At 60.1% G+C, this 17,456-nt stretch carries 14 protein-coding genes and 1 tRNA gene; 12 read left to right on the top strand and 3 right to left on the bottom strand.

Annotation, left to right across the window (positions count from 1 at the left end; translation table 11 throughout):
• Positions 1-72: 72 nt before the first annotated feature.
• The 9 genes from leuS to GCM43_RS07045 all read left to right on the top strand — a co-directional run bounded on the left by leuS (position 73) and on the right by GCM43_RS07045 (position 12,836).
• Positions 73-2,712, top strand: coding sequence for a leucine--tRNA ligase (leuS, locus tag GCM43_RS07085; protein WP_152242807.1), 2,640 nt, complete (start codon positions 73-75; stop codon positions 2,710-2,712).
• A gap of 2 nt (positions 2,713-2,714) precedes the next feature.
• Positions 2,715-3,299, top strand: coding sequence for an LPS-assembly lipoprotein LptE (locus GCM43_RS07080; protein WP_152242806.1), 585 nt, complete (start codon positions 2,715-2,717; stop codon positions 3,297-3,299).
• A gap of 7 nt (positions 3,300-3,306) precedes the next feature.
• Complete coding sequence (gene holA, locus GCM43_RS07075; RefSeq protein WP_152242805.1) at positions 3,307-4,323, top strand: DNA polymerase III subunit delta; 1,017 nt, start codon at positions 3,307-3,309, stop codon at positions 4,321-4,323.
• Between the two features lie 25 nt (positions 4,324-4,348).
• A complete protein-coding gene (locus tag GCM43_RS07070) occupies positions 4,349-5,620 on the top strand; it encodes a glutamate-5-semialdehyde dehydrogenase (protein ID WP_152242804.1) in 1,272 nt (423 codons plus the stop codon).
• Between the two features lie 73 nt (positions 5,621-5,693).
• On the top strand, positions 5,694-6,125 hold the full coding sequence (locus GCM43_RS07065) for a CopD family protein (protein WP_152242803.1): 432 nt from the start codon (positions 5,694-5,696) through the stop codon (positions 6,123-6,125).
• 9 nt (positions 6,126-6,134) lie between these two features.
• Positions 6,135-6,749, top strand: a complete 615-nt coding sequence (locus GCM43_RS07060) for a 2-hydroxychromene-2-carboxylate isomerase (protein WP_152242802.1) — start codon at positions 6,135-6,137, stop codon at positions 6,747-6,749.
• Positions 6,750-6,909: 160 nt separating this feature from the next.
• Positions 6,910-8,115, top strand: a complete 1,206-nt coding sequence (locus GCM43_RS07055) for a THUMP domain-containing class I SAM-dependent RNA methyltransferase (RefSeq protein ID WP_413770933.1) — start codon at positions 6,910-6,912, stop codon at positions 8,113-8,115.
• Between the two features lie 149 nt (positions 8,116-8,264).
• Positions 8,265-9,482 carry a multidrug effflux MFS transporter gene (locus tag GCM43_RS07050; RefSeq protein ID WP_152242971.1) on the top strand — a complete coding sequence of 406 codons (1,218 nt, stop codon included), beginning with the start codon at positions 8,265-8,267 and terminating at the stop codon, positions 9,480-9,482.
• Positions 9,483-9,818: 336 nt separating this feature from the next.
• Positions 9,819-12,836, top strand: a complete 3,018-nt coding sequence (locus GCM43_RS07045) for a YjbH domain-containing protein (RefSeq protein ID WP_226929366.1) — start codon at positions 9,819-9,821, stop codon at positions 12,834-12,836.
• Between the two features lie 90 nt (positions 12,837-12,926).
• Here GCM43_RS07045 and GCM43_RS07040 read toward each other — a convergent pair whose 3' ends face one another.
• Together GCM43_RS07040 and GCM43_RS07035 are read right to left on the bottom strand one after the other, a co-directional pair.
• The gene (locus GCM43_RS07040) at positions 12,927-13,283 is read right to left on the bottom strand and encodes a diacylglycerol kinase (RefSeq protein ID WP_152242801.1); all 357 of its coding nucleotides are present in this window, start codon (positions 13,281-13,283) and stop codon (positions 12,927-12,929) included.
• A gap of 263 nt (positions 13,284-13,546) precedes the next feature.
• Complete coding sequence (locus GCM43_RS07035; protein ID WP_152242800.1) at positions 13,547-13,816, bottom strand: hypothetical protein; 270 nt, start codon at positions 13,814-13,816, stop codon at positions 13,547-13,549.
• A 282-nt stretch (positions 13,817-14,098) separates the two neighbouring features.
• Between GCM43_RS07035 and GCM43_RS07030 the strand changes: the two genes are divergently transcribed.
• The 3 genes from GCM43_RS07030 (at position 14,099) to galE (ending at position 16,037) form a co-directional block, all read left to right on the top strand.
• Positions 14,099-14,172: transfer RNA gene (locus GCM43_RS07030), tRNA-Gly, on the top strand.
• A gap of 87 nt (positions 14,173-14,259) precedes the next feature.
• Complete coding sequence (gene trmB / locus GCM43_RS07025) at positions 14,260-14,940, top strand: tRNA (guanosine(46)-N7)-methyltransferase TrmB (RefSeq protein WP_152242969.1); 681 nt, start codon at positions 14,260-14,262, stop codon at positions 14,938-14,940.
• Positions 14,941-15,017: 77 nt separating this feature from the next.
• Complete coding sequence (galE, locus tag GCM43_RS07020) at positions 15,018-16,037, top strand: UDP-glucose 4-epimerase GalE (RefSeq protein WP_152242799.1); 1,020 nt, start codon at positions 15,018-15,020, stop codon at positions 16,035-16,037.
• An 89-nt stretch (positions 16,038-16,126) separates the two neighbouring features.
• Here galE and GCM43_RS07015 read toward each other — a convergent pair whose 3' ends face one another.
• The gene (locus tag GCM43_RS07015; RefSeq protein ID WP_152242798.1) at positions 16,127-17,413 is read right to left on the bottom strand and encodes a Glu/Leu/Phe/Val family dehydrogenase; all 1,287 of its coding nucleotides are present in this window, start codon (positions 17,411-17,413) and stop codon (positions 16,127-16,129) included.
• Positions 17,414-17,456: the final 43 nt, after the last annotated feature.

The raw sequence follows: 17,456 nt of genomic DNA, 5'->3' as shown, positions 1-17,456 counted from the left end.
CGCCATGCCACGCTACCGGGCACCGACACCCGTTATAATGTTCGGTTCATATCCACTCATTGGCCGCACATCATGCAAGATAAATATAGTCCCGCCGACGTCGAACAAGCCGCCCAATCGCACTGGAAGGCCATCGACGCCTATAAAGCCGTCGAAAACGACCCGCGTTTCCCTAAAGGCAAGTATTTCGCTTGCTCGATGCTGCCTTACCCTTCGGGCAAGCTGCACATGGGCCACGTGCGCAACTATACGATCAATGACGTGATGTACCGCTACCTGCGCATGAACGGCTACAACGTGCTCATGCCCATGGGCTGGGATGCGTTCGGCATGCCGGCTGAAAATGCGGCCATGGCCAACAATGTGCCGCCGGCGCAGTGGACCTATTCGAATATCGCCCATATGAAGCAGCAGATGGAGTCGATGGGCCTGGCGATTGACTGGTCGCGCGAAATGACCGCCTGCAAGCCTGAATACTACAAGTGGAACCAGTGGATGTTCCTCAAGATGCTGGAAAAAGGCATCATCTACAAGAAGACCGGCACCGTGAACTGGGACCCGATCGACCAGACCGTGCTGGCCAACGAACAGGTGGTCGACGGCCGCGGCTGGCGCTCGGGCGCGCTGATTGAAAAGCGTGAAATCCCGATGTACTACGCGCGCATTACCGACTACGCCGAAGAACTGCTGGCCTATGTCGACGACAAGCTGCCGGGCTGGCCCGAGCGCGTGCGCACCATGCAGACCAACTGGATCGGCAAGTCGACCGGCGTGCGCTTTGCGTTCCCGCATGAGATTAAAGGCGCCGACGGCGCGCCGATTCAAGATGGCAAGCTGTACGTGTTTACCACCCGTCCCGACACCATCATGGGCGTGACCTTCTGCGCCGTGGCCGCCGAGCATCCGCTGGCCGTCCACGCAGCGCAAAGCAACCCTGAACTGGCCGCTTTCAACGCCGAATGCAAGCTCGGCTCCGTGATCGAGGCCGACATGGCCACCATGGAGAAGAAGGGCATGCCGACCGGCCTGTTCGTCACCCATCCATTGACCGGCGCCCAGGTGGAAGTGTGGGTCGGCAACTATGTGCTGATGACCTACGGCGACGGCGCCGTGATGGGCGTGCCGGCGCACGACGAGCGCGATTTCGGCTTTGCCAAAAAATACGATCTGCCGATCAAGCAGGTGATCGAAGTCAAGGGCGAGCAATTCTCGCTCGATGCCTGGCAGGAATGGTATGGCAGCAAGGAAGGCGTGCTGATTGCGTCGGGCAAGTATGACGGCCTGCATTTCTCATCCGCGCTTGATGCGGTAGCGGCTGATCTGGCCGAGCTGGGCCTGGGCGAGAAGAAAACCACCTTCCGCCTGCGCGACTGGGGTATTTCGCGCCAGCGCTACTGGGGCACGCCGATCCCGATGATCCACTGCCCGGACTGCGGCGTGGTGCCGGTGCCGGAAAAAGACCTGCCGGTGGTGCTGCCGGAAGACTGCGTGCCGGACGGCACCGGCAATCCGCTCAACAAATATGAAGCCTTCCTGCAGTGCGACTGCCCGCAGTGCGGCAAACCTGCACGCCGCGAAACCGACACCATGGACACCTTTGTCGATTCGTCGTGGTACTACATGCGCTATACCTCGCCGGGCTCGAACGACGCCATGGTCGACGCGCGCAACGACTACTGGATGCCGATGGACCAGTATATCGGCGGCATCGAACACGCCGTGATGCACTTGCTGTATGCGCGCTTCTGGACCAAGATCATGCGCGACTTCGGCCTGGTCAAGTTCGACGAGCCGTTCGTCAACCTGCTCACGCAAGGCATGGTGCTCAACGAAACCTATTACCGCGAAGACGCGGCCGGCAAGAAGACCTGGTTCAACCCGGCCGATATCAGCTTGAGCCTGGACGACAAGGGCCGTCCGCAGTCGGCCATTCTGGTGGCTGACGGCGCGCCGGTGGAAATCGGCGGCACCGAGAAGATGTCGAAGTCGAAAAACAACGGCATCGATCCAGCTGCGCAGATCGAGCAGTACGGCGCCGATACGGCCCGCCTGTTTACCATGTTTGCCTCGCCACCGGAGCAAACCCTGGAGTGGTCGGGCAGCGGCGTGGAAGGCGCCAACCGCTTCCTGCGCCGCGTGTGGAACTTCGGCCATGCGCAGTCGGCCACGATTGCTGCCGCACTGGCGGCCGGCTCCGTTGCCGCCAGCGGCGAAGCGCAGAAAACCCTGCGCCGCGAACTGCACAAGCTGCTGCAGCAGGCTGATTACGATCTGAAACGCATCCAGTACAACACCGTGGTGTCGGCCTGCATGAAGATGCTCAACACGCTCGAATCGGCCAAGCTTGACGACAGCGCCGAATCGAACGCGGTGATCGCCGAAGGCTATTCGATCTTCCTGCGCCTGTTAAATCCGGTCGCACCGCACATCACACACGTGCTGTGGCAGGAACTGGGCTACGCCGGCGTGCATGGCGACCTGTTGAACGCCGCCTGGCCGCAGGTCGATCCGCAAGCTTTGGAGCAGGCCGAGATTGAAATGATGATCCAGGTCAACGGCAAGCTGCGCGGCTCGATCAAGGTAGCCAAGGACGCCGACAAGGCCAGCATCGAAGCGCTGGCGCTGGCCTGCGAAAGCGTGCAGAAGTACATCGAGACCCCGCCGAAAAAGGTCATCGTCGTGCCGGGCAAATTAATCAGCATCGTGGTGTAATCATGACCATCTCCTCTCCTGTATCGCTGGGCCGGCGCGCTGCGCTGGCGCTGGGTCTGGCCGTGGCGCTGTCGGCCTGCGGCTTTCATCTGCGCGGCTCGAACGGCAGTTTCATGCTGCCGTTTGCCACCTTCCATATCGGTCTGCCCGATGCGTCGCCGCTGGCGATCGACCTGAAACGCTATATCCGCGCCATCGGCGGCACCGAGATCGTCGACAGCAAGGCCGAGGCGGACGCCGACCTGGAAGTGCTCAGCGATCCCGAGAGGAACCGCACCAAGACCATTCTGTCGCTCAACAGTAACGGCCGCGTGCGCGAATACCAGCTCGGTTACTCGATCAATTTCCGCGTGGTCGACAAGGCCGGCAACCAGGTGCTGGCGCCTACCACCATCAGCCTGACGCGGCCGATCACCTTCAATGAATCGCAGGTGCTGGCCAAGGAAACGGAAGAAGCGCAGCTGTACCGCGACATGCGCAACGATATGGTGCAGCAGATCATGCGCCGCCTGGCCGCCATCAAGCCGGTATTGCCGGCCATGTCGGTGGCGCCTGCAGCACCCGTTGCGCCGGCCGTGCAGCAGTAAGCACGCCATGCAATTGCGGATCGAAGCGCTCGACGCGCATGTCGCCAAGCCCCTGGCGCAGCTGTATGTGATCAGCAGCGACGAACACCTGCTGGCGCTCGAAGCGGCCGACAAGATCCGCCGCGCCGCGCGCGCACAGGGCTACAGCGAGCGCGATGTGCTGAGCGTGGAGCGCAGCTTCAAGTGGGGCGAACTGCTGGCGGCCAATCAGGAGCTGTCGCTGTTCGGCGATAAAAAGCTGATCGAATTGCGCATCCCGACCGGCAAGCCGGGCAAGGACGGTGGCGCGGCGCTGCAAAGCTATGCGAAAAACCTCAGTCCCGACAACCTGACGCTCATTACCCTGCCCAAGCTGGACTGGGCCACGCAGAAGGCGGCCTGGGTGGCCAGCCTGCAGCAGGCGGCCGTGTATATCGAGATTGCCAATGTGGAGCGCGGGCAGTTGCCGAACTGGATCAGCCAGCGCCTGGCGGCGCAAGGGCAAAGCGCCGAGCGCGCCAGCCTGGACTTTATTGCCGACCGCGTGGAAGGCAATCTGCTGGCGGCGCACCAGGAAATTTTGAAACTGGGCCTGCTGCACGAGCCGGGCAAGCTCAGTTATGAACAGGTGCAAGACGCGGTGCTGAACGTGGCCCGCTACGATGTGTTCAAGCTGTCCGAAGCGATGCTGGGCGGCGATGTGGCGCGCCTGGTGCGCATGCTCGAAGGCCTGAAAGGCGAAGGTGAAGCGCTGCCGCTGGTGCTGTGGGCGGTATCCGAGGAGATCCGCACGCTGTTGAAGTTAAAGGCCGGCATGGCGCAGGGCCGGCCGCTGGGCGCTTTGATGAAGGAATACCGCATCTGGGGTCCGCGCGAGCGCATGATGGAGCCGGCCCTGCGGCGCGTTTCGCTGCCGGTGCTCGAGCATGCGCTGCAGCAGGCGGCGCAGGTGGACAAGATGATCAAGGGCCTGCGGGCCAAGGGCTATGCGGGCGACGCCTGGGATGCGTTGCTGCAGCTGGCCTTGAAGGTTTGCCGCGGTTAAGTATTTTCATATGATGGATGACAGCATGGATATCACACAGTATATGCAGGACGTTGGCACGCGGGCGCGCGCCGCTTCTCGCGCCATGGCGCGCGCCGACAGCGCCACGCGCAACCGCGCCTTGACCCTGATCGCCGACGCCATTGTGCGCGACGCCGACCTGCTGCGCGCGGCCAACCGGCTCGACCTCGATGCGGCAGCTGCCGCCGGCCTGGCGCCGGCCATGCTCGATCGCCTGACCCTGTCCGACGCGGCCATTGCCACTATGGTCGAGGGCTTGCAGCAGATCGTCTCGCTGGCCGACCCGATCGGTGAAATCTCGAACATGAAATACCGTCCGACCGGTATCCAGGTGGGCCAGATGCGCGTACCGCTGGGCGTGATCGGCATTATCTATGAAGCGCGTCCGAACGTAACGGTGGATGCGGCCGGCCTGTGCATCAAGAGCGGCAATGCGACCATTTTGCGCGGCGGCTCCGAAGCCATTCATTGCAACCGCGCGCTGGCAAAACTGGTCGCCGAAGGCCTGGCCGGCGCCGGCCTGCCGGCCGATGCGGTGCAGGTGATCGACACCACCGACCGCGCCGCCGTGGGTGCCCTGATCACCATGCCGCAATACGTCGACGTGATCGTGCCGCGCGGCGGCAAGGGCCTGATCGCGCGCCTGATGGACGAGGCCACGGTGCCGATGATCAAGCACCTGGACGGCATCTGCCACGTGTATATCGACGACCAGGCCGACCTGGTCAAGGCAGTCGATATCGGCTTTAACGCCAAGTGCCACCGCTACGGCACCTGCAACACCATGGAAACGCTGCTGGTCGCGCGCGCCATCGCGCCCACCGTGCTGCCGCTGCTGGCCGAGCGCTACGCCACCAAGCAGGTCGAGCTGCGTGCCGATCCGGAAAGCCACGCGATCCTGGCCGCTGCCGGCTACCCGTATCTGGCGGTGGCCACCGAAGAAGACTGGCGTACCGAATACCTGGCGGCGATCCTGGCGATCCGCGTGGTTGACGGCATCGAGCAGGCAATGGACCATATCGATCAGTATTCGTCCAAGCATACTGAATCGATCATCACCGAAAACTACAGCGACGCGCTGCGCTTTTTGCGCGAGGTCGATTCGGCTTCCGTCATGGTCAATGCCTCGACCCGCTTTGCCGATGGCTTCGAGTACGGCCTGGGCGCCGAGATCGGCATTTCCAACGACAAGCTGCATGCGCGCGGCCCGGTCGGTCTGGAGGGGCTGACTTCGCTCAAGTACGTGGTGTTTGGCCACGGTGAAGTACGAAAGTAAGTTACGCAAGTAAGTACGCAAACAAGTACGCAAACAAGCGTCTTCTTTTTTTACCTCTGACTGCGGGAAACCCATGCTCTGGATTAAAGCACTGCACATCGTTTTCATCACCTCCTGGTTCGCCGGCCTGTTCTACCTGCCGCGCATTTTCGTCAACCTGGCGATGGAAACCGAAACGGTAGCCACCGAACGGCTGCTGCTGATGGCGCGCAAGCTGTATCGCTTCATGTCGATCCTGGCCTTGCCGGCGATGGTGTTTGGCCTGGTGCTGCTGTGGATGCAGTATGGCGGCGGCGAGGGCGGCATGAAGCTGCCGGGCTGGATCCACGCCAAGCTGACGCTGGTGGTGCTGCTGCTCGGCTACCACCATGCCTGCGGCGCGATCCTGCGCAAGTTTGAAAAAGGGATCAACCAGCGCAGCCACACCTGGTTCCGCTGGTTTAACGAAGTGCCGGTGGTGATGCTGCTGGCGATCGTGATCCTGGTCGTGGTCAAGCCATTCTAAGGAGACGCCGTGAACGCCAGCCAGAACAAGGTCATCCAGTATTTCTTTGCTCCCCATTCGCCGTGGACCTATCTCGGCCATGCGCGCGTGATGGAGATCGCCAGGCAGCAGGGCGCGCAGATCGACGTGCGCCCGTTTGACCTGGGCAAGGTGTTCAGCGTCTCGGGCGGCCTGCCGCTGGCCAAGCGCGCGCCGCAGCGCCAGGCCTATCGCCTGGCCGAACTGGCGCGCTGGTCGGCGCACCTGCAAGTGCCGTTGACGCTGCAGCCGAAGTTTTTCCCGGTTTCGCCGGAAGCGGCGGCGAAACTGATTATTGCCACGCGCCTGGCGCATGGCGTGGAAGCGTCGCTCAATCTGGCGCACGCCATCATGCGTGGCCTGTGGGCGGAAGAGCGCAATATCGGCGACGAAGACACGCTGGCGCAGATCGCGCTCGACTCCGGCTTTGACGGCCGCCAGTTGCTCAAGACGGCGGAGACGGCCAGCGTGCAGGCCGAGTACGACGCCAATACCGAAGCGGCCACCGCTGCCTCGGTGTTTGGCTCACCCTGGTATATCGTCGACGGCGAAGGCTACTGGGGCCAGGACCGGCTCGATTTTGTCGAGCGGGCGCTGGCGAGGTGAATTTTTAAACGTAGGTCGGATTAGCGCTCCGCGCGTAATCCGACAAGCTCAGTCGGCGGCGGTGTTTGTCGGCTTACGCCCTGCGGGCTAAGCCGACCTACGCAAGATGTCGCTGGGATTTCAAGTAAATTGTTTTTAACGGATAAAAGGTATCCTCACCATGGCATCATTTTTTTGCCCATGCCCACGCGGCATGGAAGCGGCGCTGGCCGAAGAGCTGAGCGAAATCGCGCAGGACAGCAGCACAATGAAGGTGCACAACCAGGTACCGGGCGGCGTGCACTGCTCGGGTGAGCTGACTGACGCCTACCGCATGAATCTGCATTCGCGCATCGCCTCGCGCGTGCTGATGCGCATGGCCCATTCGGGCTACAAGACCGAAAATGACATTTACGACCTGACCCTGGCGCAGCCATGGGAAGACTGGTTCGGCGTACACCACACCATCCGCGTCGATGTGACGGCCGTCAAGTCGCCGCTGCGCAGCCTGGAATTCACCACCCTGAAGATCAAGGATGCGATCTGCGACCGCTTCCGCGACCAGTTCAACGAGCGTCCGTCGGTCAATACCAAGACGCCGGATATGCGCATCGTCGGTTTCCTCGACGCGCACACCTTTACCGTCTACCTCGATACGTCCGGCGAAGCGCTGTTCAAGCGCGGCTGGCGCGAAGAGACGGGCGATGCGCCGCTGCGCGAGAATCTCGCTGCGGGCCTCTTGCGCGTGTCGGGCTGGAAGCCGGGCATGGTGCTGTTCGACCCGATGTGCGGCTCGGGCACCATCCTGGCCGAAGCGGCGCAGATGGTGCAGGGCATCCCGCCCGGCGCCGCGCGCCAGTTTGCGTTTGAAAACTTCCACGACTTCGATCCGGCGCCGTGGAACGCCATGAAGAACGCCATCAAAGTGCTGCCCCTGCCAGCCGAGCCGACCATTTTCGGCAGCGATATCTCGGGCGACATGGTGGCCATGACGCGCCACAACCTGCGCTGCGCCGGCGTGCGCTTCGAGGTGCCGCTCAAACAGATCGAGGCGCAGGAAGTCAAGCCGCCTAGCGCAATGGCCGGCATCATGCTGACCAACCCGCCGTACGGCGAGCGCATCGGCGTGCGCGGCGACAGCACCTTGCCGGAAGACGAACTGTCGACCTCGTTCTATTCGGCGATGGGCACTACGTTGAAGCAGCGCTTTGCCGGCTGGACCGTGTTCCTGTTTACCGCCGACCTGGGCCTGCCGAAACTGCTGCGCCTGAAAGAAGCGCGCAAGACGCCGTTTTTCAACGGTGCGCTGGAATGCCGTTTGTTCCGCTTCGATATGGTTGCCGGTTACAACCGCCGTGAAGAGGCAAAACCCAAGCCACAGCAGTAATATGACCATGCAGTAAAAACTTGCAGTTACCCTCGCGCGCGAACCGGTATCGGTTCGCGCCGCCATTCTGGACTCCCATGTTTCCCACACCCCCCGCAGATTTGCCGCCCGACCCGGTCACACCCGTCCCACCTCCCGCCCCAAGCCATATGGCGCCACTGAGCCGCGGGGCGCTGGCGCTGATGCTGGCCGGCCTGTCGATGCTGGGACCGTTGTCGATCGATACCTATCTGCCGGCTTTCGGCGCCATCCAGGGCTCGCTGCAGGCCTCGCCGCTGGAAGTACAGCAGTCGCTGACGTTCTATATGCTGGCCTTTGCCGGCATGGTGCTGTGGCATGGCGCCATCTCGGACGCCTTCGGGCGGCGCAACGTGATCCTGGTGGCGCTGCTGATGTTTGCCATCGGTTCGCTCGGCTGCGCCTCGGCCCATACCGTCCATTATCTGTGGTTCTTCCGGATATTGCAGGGCGTGTCGGCCGGCGCCGGCGTGGTGATCAGCCGCGCCATTATCCGCGACCTGTATGCCGATGCGGCGGCGGCGCGGCTGCTGTCGCTGGTGACCATGATTTTTTCGATCGCGCCGGCCGTCGCCCCTATCCTGGGCGGCTGGATCGTGATCTGGTTCGACTGGCGCTCGATCTTCCTGTTCCTGGCGTTTTACACCGTGATACTGCTGGGCTTTTGCTACTGGCGCCTGCCTGAAACGCTGCCATTGGCCCAGCGCCAGCCTTTCAATCCGCGCTTTCTGGCCAGGAGCTATGGCGAAATCCTGCGCTCGCCGCTATTTCACATCAAGGCCGGCATCGTGGCGCTGAACTTCGGCGGCCTGTTCCTGTTTATTACTGCCGCTCCTGAAATGCTGCCCAAACAGCTGGGCCTGGGGCCATCGCAGTTTGCCTGGCTGTTCATCCCCTGCGTCAGCGGCATTTTCCTGGGCGCCGCCGCCGCCAACCGCATCGCCGGCAAGATGACCTTTGCACGCCAGATCGCCATCGGTTTTGCTTTCCTGCTGTGCGCGGCCAGCGTCAACGTGGTGTACCACCTGTTCTTGCCCCCAATGCTGCCGTGGAGCGTGCTGCCGCTGTTCTTCTACACCTTCGGCATGTCGCTGGTTGGCCCGGGCGCCACCTTGCTGGCGCTCGACCTGTTCCCGCATATCCGCGGCACGGTGGCCTCCTGCCAGTCGTTTGCCAGCACCTTGCTCGGTGCGATCGTCGCTGGCGTGATTTCGCCGATGTTGTCGGGTTCGGTATTGTGGCTAGCGGCAGGACAGTTGGCGCTGACGGGTCTTGCGCTGGCCATGTGGCTGGTTTCTCGGCGTTTCCGGCATCGCTTATTGGGACCGGTCGTCACTCGTAGACAGTGATTATTCAACGTTGAAATGGTCTTTGAGGTCCTGGAGCGTACTTGCGATATGAAGCCAGGCGACACCTGTTGTTGCGGTGGCTATTGTGTTGAACACGAAACAAGTCACATCTTTAATACAAGAAAACAGTGTTAAAATCTTGCGGCATAGATTCTTGATGACCTGATCGCACTGGCTTCACGTCAAGTTTCAAGCATAGTCAGCGGCGAACTGAGGTTGGGCATTCATCCCCTGCAGTTGGCCTTTCTTTGTTTCTTCCAAGTTGCTTCAGCCGCTTTTACCTCTGGGTATCTTGTCAGAAATTTTCGATGCAGGATAGATAAAAGGTAGTCGGATTTGTTAAGCGTACTTAGAAAATCAGTGAAATATACCTGGTGCGGATGCCTGATCCTGGGCGCGCACGGCGCAATCGCGGCAACGCCAAATCATGGCGGCCAATCAGGTTATATCAATATGCCTTCCGCAGTGGTGGAGCCGGATGGCACCTTCAGCGTGGGTTACAGCTACGATAGTCCCTATGGCCAATTATGGGTGACATCGAATATATTGCCGTTCTTGCAGATGACCGGGCGCTATGTGTCGATTACCGGTATTCCTGGCTTTACCAATGTACCTGGTGAGTATGGGAGCGGCTATGGCCGTTACAAGGACAAGGTGATTGATGCAAAACTGCGCTTGTGGCAAGAAACTACATGGTTGCCGTCGGTTGCAGTCGGTGCGACCGACTTGTTTGGTACCGAATTATTCAAGGGGCAATATGTGGTTGCTACCAAGACATTTGGCGCGACCAAGAACATCGAGGCCAGTTTGGGTTATGCGCGCAACCGCCCCGATGGCCCATTTGCCGGCTTGCGCTGGAGTCCAGCGGCATTGCCGCGCTGGTCGGTGGTGGCGGAGTATGACACCACTAACTATGTACGCGATTTTCGCGCTGCCGAAACCAGTGCCGGAGGGCGCCGGAAAGGCCCGTCCATGGGCCTGGAATACCGCTGGGGCTGGCTTGCGCTGCAAGCCGCGCGCAGCCGTGACCAATTCAGTATCAATGCTTCTGTCAGTATTCCCTTTGGCGAGCGCGAGTTCATTCCCAAGTTGTTCGAGCCCGCTTATTTTGTCGATGACAAGAATCCACCGCCGCTGCCAACGAGGGAGCAGTGGCACAACGACGCTGGCTATGGCGCCGACCTGGTCAATGCCCTGGTCAAGCAGGACTATAAAAACATTCGTGTCGTACAAGAAGGAAATACGCTGGCACTGACCCTGACCAACAGTCGTATTTCCAACCTGGGCCGCGCCGTAGGTCGTGCAGCACGCACTGCAATTGCATTTACGCCTGTGGGCGTGAGCAATATCCGCATCACATACACCAAGCTGGACCAGCCGATTGCTACCTACGAGTTTGTCGATCTGCCGAAACTGAAGGATTATTTTGCCGGCAAGATTGATCGCAAGGCTTTTCTTGACGTCGTGCTGGTGCGTTACCCTGAGAGGGGCGATGTCATCCGTGATAATCAGCAAGCATGGTTGAACGAATTTCTTGACCGCCCGGCCTCTGTTTACCCATCTGCCTCACCTGCCGCATCTTCCGTGGCACCGGTCATGGCCAATGGGCCCGCGATTGCATCGTCGGCAGGCGCTGCTGCCATGCCTGCCACCATGCCCGTTCCAGCAGTGGTCAAGGCCACCAATGCCATTGAGAATGATGGCAAGATGGCCGTAGGCCTTGGTGTCGATGGCGACGTGGTACAGGTTAAATCGGTGGACCGGGAAGCCAATCGTTTCAAGATTGCGCCCAAGGTAGGCTTCTTCTTTAACGATCCCAGCGGCGCTTTCCGTTATTCGATCTCGGCGCTGGCCAATTATGACCGGCGCCTTGGCGATGGCTGGTATTTTAATGGCGCAGCCAGCCTGCAATTGTTGGAAACCGTATCGGGCGTCACGCAGCCATCGAACAGTGAATTGCCGCATGTGCGCAGCGATGTAGCGAAATATATGCGTGGAGGCCGCTTTTCGCTGAGCCGTATCATGCTCAATAAATACGATAATCCTGCCGAGCGCGTTTACACCCGCTTGTCTGCCGGTTTGTATGAGGACATGTTCCGCGGCGTCGGCGGGCAGGTATTGTATTTACCAAAAGACAGCCGGTGGGCTGCCGACCTGGCAGTCGATGCATTGCAGCAGCGCGGCTACAAGGGCTTGTTTGACTCACTCGACTATAAAACCGTTACCGCAATCGGTTCGATGCATTATCGTCTGCCGCACGACATCACTGTGACGGCGCGCGCCGGCAGGTTCCTGGCCAAGGATTCCGGCGTGCGGGTAGAAGTCAAACGTCGCTTCCAGTCCGGTATCGAAGTTGGCGCCTGGTATACCCACACCAACGCCAATGACATCACCACTCCGGGCAAGCCTTCGGATCCCTACCAGGATCGCGGTGTTTTCCTGTCGGTACCACTGAACACCATGTTGCCGATGGATACGCAGACCGTTGCAGGCTTTTCTATTTCTCCATGGACGCGTGACGGCGGACAGATGGTGGCATCGCCTGGTGACCTGTATGACATGGTGGAGCGCCCGCGTGCCGACATGTCCAGTTACGATGGTCTTGGTAATTTTGCAGAACGCCCAGACGAGCAAACTCTGCCAGCGGTTAATCCTCCGGTTCAGCCGTTTGTCAGTCCCTGGCCTGCCATGCGTGCGCGACTGGAGCAATCTTCGTCCGCTTTGCCTGAACCGGCTGACTGGGTCAAGGCAACGGCGCTGGTCGGTGGCGTGGTGGTGGCATCGGCATTGAGTGACAAGCCGGTTGACCGTTTTGTCAAAAAGCATCAGGATTCCAGCGTGTTGCGCAATTGGGATAAGGTCGGCAAAGTCATGCCTTTTGCTCTGGTCGGTGCCGCTGGGGCCGCCTTTGCTCTGGGCGACGAACGCTTGCAAAATATCGGCCTGATTTCCATGCAATCGGTTGCTGCCGCTACAGGGCTGGCATTGGTCGGGAAATATGCGATTGGCCGTGCCCGTCCTGATGAGAATCGTGGCCCGTGGACGACTGTGGGTGAGGGCAAGAAGCGTTCGGATGCATCGTTCCCCTCAGGGCATTCAACGATCGCCTTTGCTGCCGTGACGCCTTTTGCTCAAGAGTACGACGCGCCATGGTTGTATGGCGTGGCAGCGCTTGGGTCGGCAGGCCGTGTTGCTGGTCGCAAGCATTGGGTATCTGATACCGTTGCCGGTGGTATCCTCGGTTACGCCGTGGGTAGCTGGCTATGGCAGGCCCAGCGCGATCAGAGCAAGTCGGGGCTGTCGATCAATCCAGGACCGAAAGAAATCAGCGTGACCTGGCAAAGCAAATATTAAGGTTGAATCAGTGACAAGCCGGCTCTGCAGGGGGAAACCCCGGCCGGCTTGGACTGTGGCCTGTCCCGGGTAATGATGATGAATTAATGTTTACATCTGAAAATACTGAATCAGAAAAGCAATAAACACGATGACTGCACTCACACTGAGCAGCAGGACTGCGCCGGCCGCGCAGTCCTTGGCGATCTTAATGCTGGGGTGCACGGTTGGATGCACATGATCAATCAAGTGCTCAAGTGCTGTATTGAATAGCTCTGCTGCCAGCACCATCCCGCAATTTAGCAGCAGTAATGCCCACCAGATCATGGGCGGCCTGAAGCACGCCAGCATGATTATGACGATAAGAGCGGCCAGGCATTGCAGGCGAAAGCTCGATTCCAGGCGCAGTGCCGCAGCAATGCCATCCAAGGCAAAAACCAGGCGTTTGTAGAAAGGCTGGTTTTTCATGATAATAAGATCACTACGATTAAATGAATGACAGGCATGAAGCAGGTCTGGCTTAAAGGTGATGAGGTGCCTGGAAAGATGCTCGGGCCTGCATCGAATTATTTGCTGAAGAAAAACAAAGAGCCCGTTTCATTTGAAAAGGGCTCTTTTTGCTGAGGCTGAGATCGTGATGATTTCACCTCATCCCACATCAGGCCATCACTGACAGATTGAGGATCAATCTGCATGTCTGGCCTGCATCGCGCTGCCTGGGCAGCCAGCGATTAGTGGTGGCTGGTGGTGCCGTGATGGCTGGTGGTGGTCGAATCCGAGCTTGCTGCGCCGGCTACGACAGCAACGGCAGCGCCGATAGCGATCAGGGCGCTGGTGCTCAGGCCGGCAACGGTAGCGCCGGCAGCTGCGCCACCAGCTGCGCCAGCAGCTGCTGGAGCTGCTGGAGCGGTGCTAGCTGGTACAGCTGGTGCCGTGGTTTGAGCCATTGCCTGCGCCGAAGCGAAAGCCAGGATTGCCGAAGCGATCAGAATTTTTTTCATGGAATATATCCTTGGTGGGTTACAGGGGTAAAACGCTATAAATTATGAAACTAAGTACGCGATTGTAGCAACATTCCAGCCGATCGTCTGTACGCGCACCTTGGAAACTGCTATTTCAGAGGCAATCAGTATCTATATTAAAGCATTTTCAGGCGTTTTCCTTACGATGTTGCAACAGATAGACAAATATTGCCACGACTTTGACTGGCAGCATTTGCTGCGCCGGCTACCATTGCGCAGTGTTTGCCAACTTCTTCTCAACCCGCGTAGAATGCACACTTCGCGGGTGTAGCTCAATGGTAGAGCAGAAGCTTCCCAAGCTTACGACGAGGGTTCGATTCCCTTCACCCGCTCCACTTTGACTGGAGCTGCCATTGCGCGGCGCCGCTACCTTGTTCATTCCCATGTCTTCTGATACCCCAGCAAACGGCCCGGTGCGGCCAATGATGTACGATCCGACCGAACACCGCATCCGCAGTTTTGTCACCCGCGCGGGACGCCTGTCCATCGCGCAGGCGCGCGCGCTCGAAACGCTGGGGCCGCAGTTTGTGCTGCCATATGCCAAGCAGGCGCTCGATTTCGAGCAGACCTTCGGCCGCAAGGCACCGGTGATCCTGGAAATCGGCTTTGGCATGGGCGCCACCACCGCGCATATCGCCAAGGCGATGCCGGAGAAGGATTTTATCGGTATCGAAGTCCATACGCCGGGCGTGGGCAGCTTGCTCAAGCTGATCGGCGAAGAAGGTTTGAGCAACTTGCGCCTGCTGCAGCATGACGCAGTGGAAGTATTGGCCAATATGATTCCTGCCGGCTCGCTGGCAGGCATTCATGTGTTCTTCCCTGATCCGTGGCACAAGGCGCGCCACAACAAGCGTCGGCTGATCCAGTCGCCATTCGTCAGGCAACTGAGCGAGCGCCTGGCGCCGGGCGGCTACCTGCACTGCGCTACCGACTGGGAAGATTACGCGGTGCAGATGCTCGAAGTGCTGGGTGCGGAGCCACAACTGCAGAACAGCGCGCAAGGGTACGCACCGCAACCGGCTTACCGTCCCTTGACCAAGTTCGAGAACCGCGGCATCAAGCTCGGGCATGGCGTCTGGGATCTGGTCTTTATCAAAAAATAAAGATCGCCTTCCTGTGTGCTGTCTAGCCAAGCCGGCCGAATTGGACTAAGCTTGACTTTTTTGTATCGGTTGACATCATGGCCAGGAAAATCCTTGTAACCGGCGCCTCCGGCTTTATTGGTTCGCATACCTGTGTCGAGTTGCTGGACGCTGGCTATGAGGTGATCGCCCTCGACAATTTGTGCAATAGCGCGCGTACAGCCATGGCGCGCGTCGAGCACATCACTGGCACAAGCGTGCCGTTTTACGAAGCCGATGTGCGTGACCGCGCCGCCGTCGCGGCGATTCTCAATGCGCACGCGATCGACGCCGTGATTCATTTCGCCGGTCTCAAGGCCGTCGGCGAATCGGTGGTCAAGCCCTTGCTGTATATGGACAACAACGTCGCTGGCACCGTGGCGCTGCTGGAAGTGCTTGCGGCCGCCCAGGTGAAGAAGTTTGTCTTCAGTTCGTCCGCCACCGTATATGGCGATCCTGAAGCCCTGCCTATCGTCGAGGATTCGCGCCTGTCGGTCACCAACCCCTATGGCCGTTCAAAACTGATGGTCGAGCAGATATTGGGCGACCTCGTGCATTCTGATCCGCAATGGCAGGTGGGCGTACTGCGCTACTTCAATCCGGTGGGCGCGCATGCCAGCGGCCTGATCGGCGAAGACCCGGCAGGCATTCCAAACAACCTGATGCCGTTTATCGCGCAGGTGGCGGTCGGGCGGCGCGACAAGCTGGCGGTGTTCGGCAATGATTATCCGACCCCTGACGGTACCGGCGTGCGCGACTACATCCATGTCGTCGACCTGGCGCTCGGCCACGTGGCGGCCCTGAACCGCCTGTTCTCCACCGACGGCGGCTTTACGGTCAATCTCGGTACCGGCCACGGCTATAGCGTGCTCGACACCGTGCGTGCCTTCGAGGCGGCCAGCGGCCGTCAGGTGCCGTACCAGATCGTGCCACGCCGTCCCGGCGATATCGCCAGCTGCTACGCCTCGGCCGACCTGGCGCGCGAGCTGCTGGGCTGGACGGCGCAGAAGAATATCGACGACATGTGCCTGGACCACTGGCGCTGGCAGCACCAGAATCCGCAGGGTTATGCGACCTGACTGCGACCTGACTGAGCTGGCCCGAACATAAAAAACCCCGCTGCACATTGCTGTACAGCGGGGTTTTTTCATGGTCTTGCAAGCCAGGATTATGGGTACAAACCACGCACTTCACGCGCCTGCAACACGCGCGTGCACGCCAGGATAAACGTAGCGGTACGCATCGATACTTTCTTCTCCTGCGACACCTGCCACACAGCGTCGAACGCTTCGCGCATGATGCGCGTCAGGCGGCTGTTGATCTCTTCTTCGGTCCAGAAGAAGCTCGAGAAGTTCTGCGACCATTCGAAGTAGCTGACGGTCACGCCGCCGGCGTTGGCCAGTACGTCCGGCACGATCAGCACACCCTTGTCGGTCAGGATATCGTCGGCAGCCGGCATGGTCGGGCCGTTGGCGCCTTCCAGGATGATTTTTGCCTTGATGACGTGGGCGCGCTCGGCGGTGATCTGCTGTTCCAGTGCGGCCGGGATCAGGATATCGCAGTCGATGCCCCAGAAGTCGTCGCGCGGCACGAATGCCTCGGCGCCGGGGAAACCTTCGACGCTGCCCACTTCGGCCACGTGTGCCAGCAATTGCGGAATGTTCAGGCCGCCCGAGTGCACCACGGTGGTCTTGTGGTCCTGCACCGCCACGATCTTCGAGCCGGCTTCGGCAAACATGCGTGCTGCCACGCCGCCGACGTTGCCGAAACCTTGCACGATGACCTTGGCGCCTTCGAGTTGCATGCCGACCTTGGCAGCAGCGTCGCAGCCGACCACGAATACGCCGCGGCCGGTGGCGTCGCGGCGGCCCAGGCTGCCGCCGAGCGAGATCGGCTTGCCGGTCACCACGCCGGTCGACATATTGCCGTTGAGCATGGAGTAGCTGTCCATCATCCAGGCCATCACCTGTTCATTGGTGTTGACGTCCGGTGCAGGAATGTCCTTGTTCGGGCCGATGATCATGCTGATTTCGCTGGTGTAGCGGCGCGTCAGGCGCTGCAGCTCATGGCGCGACAGGGTCTTTGGATCGACGCGGATACCGCCTTTGGCGCCGCCGTAGGGCACGTTGACGGCTGCATTCTTGACCGTCATCCAGGCCGACAGTGCCATCACTTCCGACAGCGTCACGTCCTGGTGGAAGCGCACGCCGCCCTTGCCGGGGCCGCGCGACATATTGTGCTGCACGCGGTAGCCTTCGTAGTGGGCAATCGAGCCGTCATCGCGCTCGATCGGTACGTCCACGGTCAGGATACGCTTCGGACGCTTGAGCGTTTCGACCCAGCGCGACAGGCTGCCCAGATGGGGCGTGACGCGGTCGATCTGTTCGAGGTAGACGCCCCATGGGCCGAGGTCTTCTGGATTGAGGTAGGAAGGCAGTGCGTGCTTGCTGGTCATGCTGAATAGCTCCTGGACAATGCGAAATACGTTAGAGGCGCAA

The organism is Janthinobacterium aquaticum (assembly GCF_009208565.1).
Lineage (GTDB): Bacteria > Pseudomonadota > Gammaproteobacteria > Burkholderiales > Burkholderiaceae_D > Janthinobacterium.
Note: the sequence above shows the minus strand (reverse complement) of the source record. Positions and strands in the feature narration are given on the sequence as shown.